Here is a 13,430-nt window from a genome sequence, read left to right on the forward strand (position 1 = left end):
TAAACATTTCGTAAAACAAAAAAAAAGTTCATTCGTTGTAATAAACAGATATTGAGAAGCAATATCCATTTATTTATTATTAACCTCAAAATTTATCGTTATGGCTTTCAAAGCAAGACTAAATTTTTCGGGCAAGGATTACGATGTTCTTACTTGCTCTTATGCACTTAACCGCGATGTTGATTCAAAAGGACGCCCATCCTCAGGCGTTTATGGCGGTACAATCGATGTAGAAATAGAGTCGACCGCAGACACTTCTATCGTCGAAGCAATGGTGAATAACCAGTACAAGCCGATTGCAGGCACCTTACAAATTAAAAAATCGGATGAAGATGCTAAAATGAAAGAAGTATCTTTTGAAGATGGTTACATTGTAAGTTACCAGGAAGGTTTGGATATTACAGGTGACTCACCAATGAGCTTAAAATTTGTGATTTCGGCACGTAAGATCACATTAGGCAATGCGCAGCATGTAAATGATTGGCCTGGAAAGGTTAATTAATTTATTTTTGATCAAAATTGGGTCGGCCTGTACAGGTCCGTCTATTATTTAACTTTTAAATTTAAAAATCATGGCTTTCAAAGCAACAATTAGTTTAGGCGCAAAAACGTTTGATGTACTGCAATGCAGTTATGCATTAAACAGGGATGTTGACGCCAAAGGCCGTCCATCATCAGGTGTATATGGCGGTACAATTCAGGTAGAAGTTGAATCAACAGAAGATACGTCGGTTATTGAATCAATGGTTAATAACCAATACAAGCCCATCAATGGCACTATAACTTTCAAAAAATCTGACGAAGATGCAAAAATGAAAGAGCTTTCGTTTACAGAAGGATATATTATCCAGTATAATGAAGGTATTTCTATAACGGGTAATAATCCAATGACTTTAAGCTTCGTTATTTCCGCGCGCACCCTTAAAATTGGTAATGCGCAACATGAAAACGATTGGCCACAATAAGTTTTTAGATCACAAGTAAATACGGAGAAAGTATTGATATGCTTTCTCCATATTTTGTCAAAGCTTTTTATTTCATTCTTTACTAAACCTATGAAGAAGAAAAAAAGAATAATAGGCCATGTTTTACCTACCGTTAAAAAAAAAGTAATAAAGTCATCGATACCTACGGCTATGGAATATTTGTTGCTTTTTAACTCTTGCAAGATTAATAAGCACAAGCTAGCCCAGGTTGATAAAGCTATTGATGAGAATATTACTGTTAACCGCAGTCGGTATGAAAGTATTGCCAATCTGGTGCGCTTGGGCAACGGCAACCTTCCGTTAAACCAGGGACTATTCGCTTCGGGTTATACACCTTTTTTTGATCGTTATAATTCAGGTTCTTCTTTAACATCGGTTCAGTCAGGCCAGCAAACTGTAAGCATATTAAATACAGCACCGGTGCTTAGGGATACAGGTAATTATTTGAATAATACAGGTTTTTTTGACAGCAGTACCTTGCAAAACAGCAGTATACTGGGCATAAACAATTATTTTTCAAGTGGTTCAACTATCCCCTGGTATTTTATTGCTTGTGTGCATTACCTTGAATGTTCATTCAGTTTTAAAAAGCACCTTCATAACGGTGATCCGCTATCCGGTTACACAATACACGTACCGGTTCATCGACCAAAAGTAGGTCATGGCGCTCCGTTTACATTTGAAGAGAGTGCTGTTGATGCTTTAAAGTTAATGAACTACGATAAAGTAACCAATTGGAGCCTGCCATTTATATTGCAAAAACTAGAAGGGTACAATGGTTTCGGTTACACCAATAGGGGGATTAACTCGCCTTATTTATGGAGTTATTCTAATCAATATGTAAAAGGTAAATATACAAAGGACAGAACCTTCAGTGCCAATGCCGTATCAGAACAAATGGGAGCTGCTGTGATACTTAAGCGAATGGAAGATAGGGCCCTCATCAGTATCCCGCGAAATTAAAATGAAAAGAAATGATACATATTTTTTTTCGGGCTTGCTTTTTTTCGGGCTGCTATTGTTAAACAATGGATGCAAAGGAAGCGCTTCAGTTAACAACGAAGCAAAGCCCGCGCAGGTTAAACAACAAAAAAACACTGAAAACCAAACTGTAAACAATGATGAAAAGGAGTTCAGGCAATTTTTAAAGGCGTTTAAACAAGGAGTGAAAAACGGTGATAAGCAAAAACTAAGTACATTTCTAAACTTTCCATTACAAACACAGCCCCAGTGGAGTAATGAAGATTTAAAAGCAACCACTATAAGCCCTGCGGATGGCTTAATTACAAAGCAGGAATATCCGCAATATGCAGGGAATATTTTTACTAAGGATGCCATAAGGTTAATACCTGCAAGCACCGAAGACAACCTGGTTCAAATTGATAATAATACGAATGAGAGTTATTATAAAACATTAAAAGCTGTAACTGATAAAGGCAGCACATTATATGAATTGCAGCAGCAATATGTGCAAGTCAATAATAAAGAAACTTCATATGGGTTTGTGTTTGGCAAAGTAAAAGGCCATTATAAAGTTATCAGTTATTTCTGCCCATGGCCTGTTAAAAGCTAATGGATTATATGCTGAATTATGGAAAAGAAACTGAATGTAGAAATAAATATTGAAGGTACCGCTATAACGCATTTTTCAAACTTTAACCTTGATCAGCGTTTTAACGAGCATCACACCTTTCAATTACGCTTTAACCATGATATGGTTGAGGAGTATAATGCGGTAACGCTGGATAAATCTAAAAGCTTTATAGGTAAAAATATAACGGTACAATTTGGAACTGCCGACGGCGGTGACAATGTATTTAGTGGTATTGTAACCAAAGTTGAACTATCGCAAAGCCATGGGTTTAATGGCGATATATTAGTTAGTGGTTTTAGCCCGGGTATATTGCTGGATAGAGGGCCGGATTTGGGATCGTACTTGAATAAAAATTTAAAAAGTATTGTACAATTAGCCACACAGGATGCCCCGCAAAACGATCTTCAGTTTAATATACAACCAACCAATGGCGCTGTTATTGATTACATAATCCAGTATCGCGAAAGTGATTATGATTTTATCAATCGCTTGTCGGCCGAGTATTATGAATGGTTTTATTACGATGGGGTTAAACTAAATTTTGGTAAGCCGGACAAGTTAGACGAAGTGAACCTTATTTATGGTCGCGATCTGCATAGTTTGCAATATGCTTTACAGATAGCGCCCCTTAAACAAAACAAATTTGCATATAGCCCAACATTGGACGAATTGCTTTATGCTGAACCGCAGGCAGCAATGGGCGGCAACCCCGACAGTTCACACGCGATTGATGCCTCAAATAAAGTTTTCAGTAAAATATATAACGAGCCTTTATCTGTTAGGGTAAATACTACTAAAGAGATAAATGATTTTGTAAATAACGAACAAAAAGCGCTTGTGTCAGATTTGGTGAGCATTGTGGGCAATGGCGATAACCCACAGGTTGGCTTGGGCAAAGTGCTTAATATTAGCATGAGTACACGAACTGGTGTTAGTTTCCAGGTGCAGGAGTTCGGTAAATTTTTGGTTACTGCCGTTTATCATCAAATAGATGGCGTAGGCCACTATCAAAACACATTTGAAGGTGTAACCTCAGATACAGAACGCTTGCCCGTTAAAGAGGTTGAAAAGCCACAACCAGACATGCAGATTGCTACCGTGGTTGACAATGACGACCCTGGTAAGCAAGGCCGGATAAAGGTTAAATTTAAATGGCAATGTACCTCAAATGATGATACGGAATGGTTAAGAATAGTTACCCCAAGTGCCGGTAACAATAGCCAGGGACAAAATAACCGTGGGTTTATAGCCATACCCGAATTAAACGATCAGGTGCTGGTAGGTTTTGAAGAAGGAAATATAGCGCGGCCTGTAGTTATGGGTAGTGTGTACCATAATAACAATGGCGATAGCATTCAGCAGGTTAATAATCACCTTAAAAGCCTTAGTACGCGCAGCGGCTGTCTTATTCTTTTTAATGATACAGATAGTCAGGGCAGCATCACTATTTCAGATCCGTCAGGGAATATATGGTATATGGATGGCCAGGGAAACATCAGCGTTACCGCGCCTAAAAACTTCACGGTGATAGCAGGCGGAGACATCACATTAAATGCAGGCGCTAATATATTATCAAACGCAGGAACAGCTATTAACAACAATGCCGGGCAAAATATAACCAGTAACGCGGGAGCTGATATTACAGATAACGCCGGAGCAATGATGCTGCATAATGCTGTACAGGATTATAGCCTGCAAGCGGCAAATATTAAGAAGGTAGCTACCGGCAATATAAGTGTACAGGGGCAATCGGTGAGTAAACAGGCCGGTCAGGATGTGCAGATTACCAGCACAAACGGTAATATTAATAAGCACGCGCAGGAGGAACTACAAAATAACAGCGGCCAAAACACTAAACATAATTAATTATGGCTGGAGGCAATTATTCGGAAACAGCCGGCGGCTCCATTACAGAAACCGTTGATGGCGACTACAATATTTATGCAGGCCGGCATATTATAAATACGGCGGGCAAAAGCGTACTTGAATCCGGAGCAAACAAAGGGGTTAAATTTGGTGCGCCTAAGTCTCCGCCGCATAAAAAAGGAATTGTTGATGTTGTAATGTTTGTTGCAGGAACTACCGATCCTATAAACATCGCCGGTTTAAAACATCAAGCAAATACAAGCTATTGGCAAGACGGCCTGCAAAGTTTTTGGGAAAAAACAAAGGAATTAGCGCCGCAGTATCTTGATTTGCATATAGAAGGTAGTTTTTTTAGCTGGTCTGGTGCTAACAATACAGACGAAAGAAATAAAGCGGCAGATCGTTTGTTGGATTTATTGATGAGAGTATACCCTGCTTATAAAAATCACGAAACCCATCTTCATTTAATAGGGCACTCACATGGGGGAAATGTAATCAACCAGTTTACAAACCTGATTGTAACAGATAAAAGATTCCCTAAACTATGGAAAATTAAAAGTATTACTTATTTATCCACTCCTTTTTTTCAGAAAAAGCATCAATTAAATCATGTAAAACTTCATAAAGAGTGCAAAATTATTAACGTACACAATGAATATGATTTAACACAACAGCTTGTAGCCGATTTCAGCTTGGTGGATTTGGAAGTGCTGCTCAAATCCTTCCAAATGGATAAATTTGATGAAGGGATAAGAACAATTAAAAGTGTAAATACTGATGCTATTACAAATTACCTAAAAGGCTGGTATTCTGATGAAAAAGCAATTTTGGCATGGAAAGAAATGACAAAAGCTTTCTTTGGCATTAACCTAATAACCTCAGAGCTTATCAAGTATATTAATTCACTAAAAATTGATAATTCTAATCTGCAAAAAGAAAAAAACTCATTCGTCAATCTTTTAAATAATCTCCTTCAATGGAGTTATGATGTACATGAAAATTATAGTAGTTCAAAAGAAAAATACGATAAAGTAACATGGGTGGAAAATTTAAATTTGACTCAAGGTTTAAAAGTCTTAAATATTCTATTTGATATTAAAAGTGGTGTTAAGGATAGTTATATATTAAGTTTATTGGCCGGTATTTTTGGTGAAAGCAAAGGAATTACTGACAGTATTGATGAGACATCTTGGAATCCCAAAAAACAAACCAAAGAACTATCTATTTTAGATGTACCTATCTTTAAATACGACCCATATAACTCTCGCAATAAAAAAGATCAATTTGATGCTTTTTTAAAAGGAACACAAAATGCTGTACATAGTAATAATTTGGAAGATCTGTTAATGAGGTTATTTAGTCAGTTTATTAAACCGTCTCAAATATCAAAGATTTATGATTATGTGAATTATGCTGAATATATTGTAACCGGTGACTTAGATAAACAACTTAAAATTTTAGAGGGAAATTTGAAAAAATATTTATTACTTGTTACTAAATACAATGCAAATTTAGTTACCGAAAAAGATGAAAAAGAAATTAAGGATATAGGCAAAAGACCTGGGACAATACCTTATTTAGCTATGGTATCACATAGTTTGAGCCATACTCGGTTTTGGCCTGAAGTTGAAAGCGGGTTAAAAGGCGCATTTAGTTCAGGAGTGAATCCTGGTTATAAAAAGAAATAATTATGAAAAATTCTCAAAAAATAACCATCATCAGTTTGATAATGTTTTCAATTACTTCGATTGGTATAACTTTTTGGTATATAAGCGATCATATTCTAATGAATTTTGATACCAAATCTATTATAAAAATATTATCTCAAGTAGGACTACCAGCTGGAGTAATTACTACTTTAATGTTTTTAGTGGTTGTCTTTTTATTGAAAAGAATAAAAAATTTATTTCTATCAACACTATCTATGGCTTTGATATTCATATTATTTATTTTTATATCCTATTGGTTTATTTTGCATATGATATTTTATCATATTGAAGATAAAGAATCGTTTGTAAGTTCATTGTTTCGTTTTTAAATTTCATAGCATAATTCAATTCATACATGGTTTTGAATAGAGGAGGTTGAAGAAGGATTAAAAAGCGCTTTTAGTTCTGGGAAACCCACCAGCAAAAAATAAGACTATGAAAAATATATATAAAATAATTGGCTATAGTGTAATTGTATTTTTATTGTCAGATATAATTGTTACCCTTTGGTTTGTATTGAATATAGGATCATCCGTCCCACATATTACTTTCAATTCAATAGTATATATTTTTATACATTATGGAGCTGTGCTAAGCACCCCAGCCACAATTTCATACCTGATAATATATGCGCTATATAAAAAAGTTAAAATACGTTGGACCTTATATCTGTCGGCATTAATTATTCTGTGCTGTGCATTTTTTTTAACGGCTTACATTTTCATCTGGTACATGACCGCAGGTCTTTTAACAAATGACCTTTTTGTACAATAACCCGTTGTAATTAATATGAAAGATCATTATAAGTCATATCGTTCAACAAAGTTTATACTACTCGCTACAATAATAGCGCTGTTCTTTTGCAACGCGGTTGCGCTGGCTAATACCAGTAATCGTAACTCGCGGGTTAATACCTATTTTGACAAAAAGTATGGCTTTTCGTTTTCAATACCCGCTTATCTAAAAATAACTCCAAGCAGCGATGAGTCTTACTATAATTGCAAAGCAGTCACACCGGACGCCCGGAAAAAATACGCTGCTAATAAAGGATATATATTTACTATGGAAATTAGTAAATTGACGTTAGATTCGACGTTATCGATTTACGGTTATGATAAACGGGCCAATGGTGATTATTACTTCAACACTCCAACAGACGATAGCCTGAAAGCCAATAAAATAAGTGGTAACGGATGGACAGGCCTACAGGAGGTACACGTTTGTCGGGGCGAAAGCATTGTGAAAAGTAATGGCGATGTTATATCGGAGTTGTTAGATGGCTGTGAGAATATCTATTTATCAAACGGAAAGATCACCATAAAAATTTACACGGATGGTGTGAAACTGGATGATAAATTATATAGTGGAATACTAAAGTCGTTACGCTTTTAGCGATCAATGTTTACAGTAATAACCTAAAGGGATAAGAAAGATAGGTTTATGATTTATCCCAATATACTATTTAAATGACAGCTATAACAGACACAATACTAAATCCTGGTGAAAAACCCAATGAAAGGGGAGGTGGAGGTCCTGTGGTACAGTGGCATTATTCGGATATGCAGCGTATCTATGGTGTGCAGGTAAACTGGCAATCTGCCTCGGGTGAAAAAAGTATGTATTATGATATGGCGATGCATTGCAAGGAGATAAAGGATGATATTGCTACCTGGGAAATATCTAAAAATAATATCTACTTAGATAATATAAGGCCGGAAGGGCCTCTTGAATTATTAGCTATTGCCTGTGCGGAACCCTGCTACCCTTTTGAGTTTGCAGCAAGTAAGGATGGAATTATAAAAAGTTTGCTTAATACTGAAATAATAAAAAAACGCTTTGCAGAAGCTAAAGAGATTCTGTTTCGGGATTTTGGTGGCGATATAGCATTGCAATATATTGATGCAACTGAACAGGCATTAAATCAGCCGCAGCAATTAAAAAAAATAATAACAACAGATCTTTGGCTTTCGTTATTCTTCAGCCCAATTATCGGCCAGTATAATATTGGAAAGGCAAAACCGCTATCAATTAATCTCCCGTTTTTTGGTTTTCAGGAGTCATTGGTTTTTAATGGAACAATCAGGATAGATAAACCCAACTTTGATAATAAGTCACAGGCATTAATTGTTGAAACTGCATTGGATGGCACAACCATAATTGAAGGCGAAACACTTTTAAGCGGGAAACTTGAAGCAACGTATGATATAGATATTCCAGGCCATACTATCAGAAACATTAGCTGCCATGCAACTGTTATTACCGATAAAGGTGAACATCATTTATGGTTAAACGGTTATCAAATTGAAACAAAGGAAACACCAGTACCTGAAAAGGAAGATGCAAAATCTAAAAGTTGGTGGTCTGTTTTTTAGTAATTAATTAGAAAAGAACATGGGTAATAAAACAGGATTTATGGTATGTGCCGGCGCAATGTGCCAGTGCAAATTTGGCAAATCACCTGCCAAGTTTAAAGTGCTCACTCAAAAGAAGCATTATATAAATGATCCCCAGGGCGGCGAAAAATTGTTAGCTACACATAAAGAATTAGGGCAACCCTTTGAGTCGCCATTTTTTGGTGATTGCAGTAAAATGAATAACAACGCATGTAAAGTAAATGTAACCGAGTGGAGTGATTTTTACGATAAAGTAACCATTGAAACCGGTGGTCATCCCTTGATTGATAGCAGCAAAGCTACTTGTCCTACAGGAGCAAAGGATTGCATCACGATAACCTGGCATGGGCAAACTGCATCACCCGCTGTGCAAGATGTTCAAAAAAGTGCCTCAAATTCTGTTGCACAAATAAATCCTCTGGTTAATGCAAAGGCAATATGAAAATAAAACATCTATCTATATTAATACTGTTGTGCTGCTCAGTTAGCTGGGTAGCTTGCCAGGATAAAAAAGAAAAAATAACAAATAAACAAATGGAAGAAACATTTGAATGGTCGCCGGGAGTTGGTGCGGCCCATTTATACCCGATGGAGCTTTATCGCTGTACTTATATTTATCCCGATGGCGACGGGGTAAGCCCTGCTTCTCCAAATCTTGAAGATGGTACCTGGGGGCAGGAAAACGGCAGTTCAGCAGTGGGCGAAATGATGAAACCAATACCGGTAGCGTTAGATATTACCTGGCTTTCTTATACCGAAAATAAATTTTATAAAGGTCATTTTCAATTACCGCACGATAAAATTTTACAACTTTTTAAGCAAGGCCATAAAGAGCTGGTTCGCGAAGATAATGGCGAGTTAGCAATACAACGTATGGATTATAATAATATAATAGCGGGTATGGCACCCGGCGGGGTAGTTGTAGTTTGGGTGAACGGAGGCGATGTTAATGTAGAGGTGGGGAGATTCCAGGCTGTGGAAACAAAAGTGAATATGGAGGATTTTATCGGAAGAACCGATATTAAGGTAGATCAAAATTCATATGTAAAGCAAGAGCTATCCACACAAAAAGACGTTCTTAACAATATTAACAAAAACGGTATACCCTTTGGCTTGTGGGATAAATATCGCAAGCGATTTAACCAGCAGGTAATTATAAAATTTGACCAAAATCACCATGTAGGAATTGATAATACAATTTTGAATTATTACAATGGAGAGAAGGAAACTTTATTTGCTGAAAAATGGATAAAAAATGATTCTAAACAGCGTGCTATGGTTAAAGATATGCGCATAGGCTGGACAGATTCGCTGGGAGGAAAATCACAATATTACATTTTAGAAGTTAAGTTTGATGAAGCCGAAATGTTTAAAGCTTACAAAGAAGCCTACGGGGATGATCCAAATCAAGCAGGTGAGCTAATAACTGAAATTAACCGGGGGAACGATCACTATAAAATATATTTACAAGTAGGAGATAAAAAAGTGGAGTTGTTAAAACAAAAAGGGGAATTTTCATTGTATAACGCAAATTAACAATTATGGGTTTAGCAAAAATAGAATCTGGGACAGGAAATCAAAAGGTAAAAGTTACACCACTTACAGATGTTACCGTTACAGTTTTTTTTGACGGAACCGGTAATAATATGTATAATACCGATACACGTGGTAATGCACCGAAAGGCACTAAATTTGATGAGGGTAGCAGTTATGAAAATGCCTACTCTAATGTAGCAAGGTTATTTAAAAATTATAAATCTAAAAAACCCTTTGTTTATGGTGTTTATATTGAAGGGATGGGTACGTTTAAAGATGAGCCTGATGATGTTTTGAATGGCGAAGGACTCGGCCGTGGAAAGAGCGGTATTCCCGCCCGTGTAGCCAAAGCCTGTCAGCTCGTAACTGATAATTTAAAAGCTGTACCAAAAATTAATGGACAAAAGAAAGTTGGTACATTAACGGTTGATGTTTTTGGTTTTAGCCGGGGTGCCGCCGCCGCCAGGCATTTTATTTATGAAATAACAAAGGCTGCTTATAAATCAAACCTTAAAATTGTATCAGCAGGAGAAGGTGATCCTGGTTTTACCTACTATACTGATGAATACCATAATGAAACTCCTTTTGAAGAATTTCCTATGAGAGGATACTTGGGGGCTTACTGTAACCAACAAAAAGTCCATATAAATAATGTTGCTATCCGTTTTGCAGGCTTGTTCGATACGGTGGCATCTTATTCTGAAAGTTTAATCCCGTCAGCTGTAATTAGTACATCCCCAACAGATACCCCGAAGCCATTTACTGATGATACTAAAGAACTTAAGCTTAATGCCGTTGCTTTGGCACGCAAAGCAGTTCAGTTATCTGCGGCTGATGAACATAGGGCAAATTTCCCACTTACCAATATTAACAGTACCGGCAGAAAGGGCATACAACTTAGTCTGCCGGGTGTTCATAGTGATGTTGGTGGCTCATATGAAAATGAAAAGGATAACGATTACATTGAGCGGCTAATGCAAATAGACGGTTACAATGCGATTAATCCCATCGCCAATGTTATTAATGGAGCAAAAGAGATTTTTAATGACAAATTAGATGAACAGGCAGCATGGCTTGTAGAAGAAGGATGGTATAAACGGAATGACTTAAGTAAGCATACAGTTTATGGAGGGGGCTTGCTTGCTGTGCAACACTGTTTATCGGGTACAAAGCCTGCACTGCCTAATACATATAGTTTTATTCCGCTATATATAATGTGTCAGTTTGCATTAGAGGTAGATGCGCAAACGAACCCCATCCCTTTTGATATAGACGGGTTGAGAACTAATGCTAAAACTTCAATAAAAGGGAACAAATTGTTGGAACAAATATACGACAGATTAAATAAGTATGCGTTTAAAAATGGCGACCCAGTCCAGTTGCATTATACGAAGCCGCATTTCGAAATCGCGCAGCACAGTCAGTCGGCTAATAACGCAATAGATAATACTTATGCTAAGCCTCAAGTTTTAATGACCAATACAATAAGCCCGGAAGATAAGGACTTGATTAATTTGAGATATAGTTATCTGCATTTCAGTGCCAAATATGACAGAGCTACTCTCCGCGTGATGCCCAACTATCCAAGAATGGTAGACGGAAAACGTGAACGGTTAGTTTTACCTGGATAATATGAGAAATGCATTTTTAGTATGCTCAATACTACTATCATACTTTTTTGCATCTTGCCAAAATAAAAAAACTATAGAAAAATTTCAATGGTTGCCCACCGAGTGCGCACCTGAATTATACCCTATGAACATTGCCAAAGGCTTTCTGCTGTTTGAAGATGGTAATGAAATTTCAATACCAAGTGCCGATCCTATAAAAAACGGGTGGGGTAAACATGGGTCAACGGCCATTATTGGAGACGAGTTTAAACCCGTACCAGTAAAATTAGAAATAACCTGGTTATCATACACCGAGAATAAGTTTTTTTCAGGCAGGTTTGATCTGCCAAAAGATAGTATAATTAAATGGTTTAAAGAGGGGTATACCGATCCGGTAACCTTAAAACCGGCTACCTATGATTGTATTGCAGTGGGTATGGCACCAGGTGGGGTTGTTGTGGTATGGATACAGGGAATAAATCATCAGTTAGAAATAGGCAGATATCAGGCAAAAGAATCAAATATGACGATGGGGGAATACATAGCCGCCAAAGGTTTCTCATCAGATATGACGCATGATCGTACTGCACTTTGTAAATCAACATTAGAGGACGAGCCTGCGGCGGTAGAAAACCTTAAAGTAAAAGGGTTGCAGCTGGGCTTGTGGGATAGCTATAGACAACGCTTTAATATACGGCCTGTAATGATCTTTGATCAATCTCATCACGCCAAAACAAGTAGCATTTATATGCAATTTTATAATGGTGAACAGGACGATCTGGTATTAGATAAACTTCTGAAAAATGAATTTTCGCCGAGGGCAAGAATAAAAAAGGTAGCTTTTCAATGGATGGACGACTGGGCGGGAAAAAAGCAGAAATATATACTGGAATTAAATATGGATGAAAAGGAAATATTTAATGCTTACAAAGAAGTTTATGGTGATAATCCTAAGCAGGAGGCAGAACTAACTGTTCAAATAAACCCTGGTAATGATCATTATCGTATATTTTTGAAAAGCCAAACCAAAAATACAGAGCGTTTAAAAGCAAAGGGTGAGATTTACTTGGCACAATAAATTTAATTCCAAAGCGTGTGTTTCCGAGGTTGGTAAATTATGCATAGAGGTTTATTTTATGAGATAATATGAGAAATGCATTTTTAGTATTATCAATACTGCTATCATGCTGTTTTGCATCTTGCCAAAATCTTAAAATAGTTGACGAAGAGAAATTTGACTGGAATCACCGGGGCGGGAGGACCACTGTGTCCTGATTTAAAAAATGAAAAATCAGAGTACCGATACTACTTATTGGTATACAGGCTTTTGTAAAGAATTTATTGTGTACCTCGAGATTTTAGGGTGTGTACCTCTAGGTATACCCTGTCCCTCACTTTTCTCAAAAGGAAAAGCCTCTCAGATCACTCTAAAAGGCTTTTCCATTACTTGGGTAGCCCCAATCGGACTAAACTCGAACCGCTTTATGCAAGATTTGAAATTATTTACCCAACTTATTTAGTTTGATCCTGTTACAGGCTCTTATATTCTCGAGCCCGTACTGGGCAGTTCTCGAACTATTTTCTGGAAGACTTACGAAAAATAGCGTCTTGAAAGCAGGAGTTCGATCCGTTATATCCAACAATAATTTTTAATCTGTAAAAAGGTTTAAGCAAGCCATATTTTTTATAAGCAAAATGAAAGAGAAGGCTTTATATCAGTATATTATATAAGTCAT

14 protein-coding genes are annotated in these 13,430 nt (G+C 36.9%); all 14 read left to right on the forward strand.

The window, feature by feature from the left end; genetic code table 11:
- The first annotated feature begins 100 nt into the window (after positions 1–100).
- The 14 genes from tssD (GSQ74_RS06050) (at position 101) to GSQ74_RS06115 (ending at position 12,772) form a co-directional block, all read left to right on the forward strand.
- A complete protein-coding gene (gene tssD / locus GSQ74_RS06050) occupies positions 101–502 on the forward strand; it encodes a type VI secretion system tube protein TssD (RefSeq protein WP_158991079.1) in 402 nt (133 codons plus the stop codon).
- 70 nt (positions 503–572) lie between these two features.
- A complete protein-coding gene (tssD, locus tag GSQ74_RS06055) occupies positions 573–965 on the forward strand; it encodes a type VI secretion system tube protein TssD (RefSeq protein ID WP_158991081.1) in 393 nt (130 codons plus the stop codon).
- Between the two features lie 90 nt (positions 966–1,055).
- Complete coding sequence (locus tag GSQ74_RS06060) at positions 1,056–1,949, forward strand: hypothetical protein (protein WP_158991083.1); 894 nt, start codon at positions 1,056–1,058, stop codon at positions 1,947–1,949.
- 1 nt (position 1,950) lies between these two features.
- Positions 1,951–2,559 carry a hypothetical protein gene (locus GSQ74_RS06065; RefSeq protein WP_158991085.1) on the forward strand — a complete coding sequence of 203 codons (609 nt, stop codon included), beginning with the start codon at positions 1,951–1,953 and terminating at the stop codon, positions 2,557–2,559.
- A gap of 18 nt (positions 2,560–2,577) precedes the next feature.
- Positions 2,578–4,446, forward strand: a complete 1,869-nt coding sequence (locus tag GSQ74_RS06070; protein ID WP_158991087.1) for a type VI secretion system Vgr family protein — start codon at positions 2,578–2,580, stop codon at positions 4,444–4,446.
- A gap of 2 nt (positions 4,447–4,448) precedes the next feature.
- Positions 4,449–6,134, forward strand: a complete 1,686-nt coding sequence (locus tag GSQ74_RS06075) for a hypothetical protein (protein ID WP_158991089.1) — start codon at positions 4,449–4,451, stop codon at positions 6,132–6,134.
- 2 nt (positions 6,135–6,136) lie between these two features.
- Positions 6,137–6,484: a hypothetical protein gene (locus GSQ74_RS06080; RefSeq protein WP_158991091.1), complete on the forward strand. Its 348-nt coding sequence runs from the start codon at positions 6,137–6,139 to the stop codon at positions 6,482–6,484.
- Positions 6,485–6,590: 106 nt separating this feature from the next.
- Positions 6,591–6,929 carry a hypothetical protein gene (locus GSQ74_RS06085; protein ID WP_158991093.1) on the forward strand — a complete coding sequence of 113 codons (339 nt, stop codon included), beginning with the start codon at positions 6,591–6,593 and terminating at the stop codon, positions 6,927–6,929.
- Between the two features lie 15 nt (positions 6,930–6,944).
- Positions 6,945–7,547 (forward strand): hypothetical protein, encoded by a 603-nt coding sequence (locus tag GSQ74_RS06090; RefSeq protein ID WP_158991095.1) that lies wholly within the window; start codon positions 6,945–6,947, stop codon positions 7,545–7,547.
- Between the two features lie 74 nt (positions 7,548–7,621).
- On the forward strand, positions 7,622–8,527 hold the full coding sequence (locus GSQ74_RS06095) for a hypothetical protein (protein WP_158991097.1): 906 nt from the start codon (positions 7,622–7,624) through the stop codon (positions 8,525–8,527).
- A 19-nt stretch (positions 8,528–8,546) separates the two neighbouring features.
- Entirely contained in the window at positions 8,547–8,990 is a 444-nt protein-coding gene (locus GSQ74_RS06100; RefSeq protein WP_216846679.1) for a DUF4280 domain-containing protein, read from the forward strand.
- A 92-nt stretch (positions 8,991–9,082) separates the two neighbouring features.
- Complete coding sequence (locus tag GSQ74_RS06105) at positions 9,083–10,084, forward strand: DUF2931 family protein (RefSeq protein ID WP_254060821.1); 1,002 nt, start codon at positions 9,083–9,085, stop codon at positions 10,082–10,084.
- 5 nt (positions 10,085–10,089) lie between these two features.
- A complete protein-coding gene (locus GSQ74_RS06110) occupies positions 10,090–11,715 on the forward strand; it encodes a DUF2235 domain-containing protein (RefSeq protein WP_158991101.1) in 1,626 nt (541 codons plus the stop codon).
- Between the two features lies 1 nt (position 11,716).
- A complete protein-coding gene (locus GSQ74_RS06115) occupies positions 11,717–12,772 on the forward strand; it encodes a DUF2931 family protein (RefSeq protein ID WP_158991103.1) in 1,056 nt (351 codons plus the stop codon).
- Positions 12,773–13,430 lie beyond the last annotated feature (658 nt).

The sequence above is a fragment of the Mucilaginibacter sp. L196 genome (assembly GCF_009765905.1).
Classification (GTDB): Bacteria; Bacteroidota; Bacteroidia; order Sphingobacteriales; family Sphingobacteriaceae; genus Mucilaginibacter.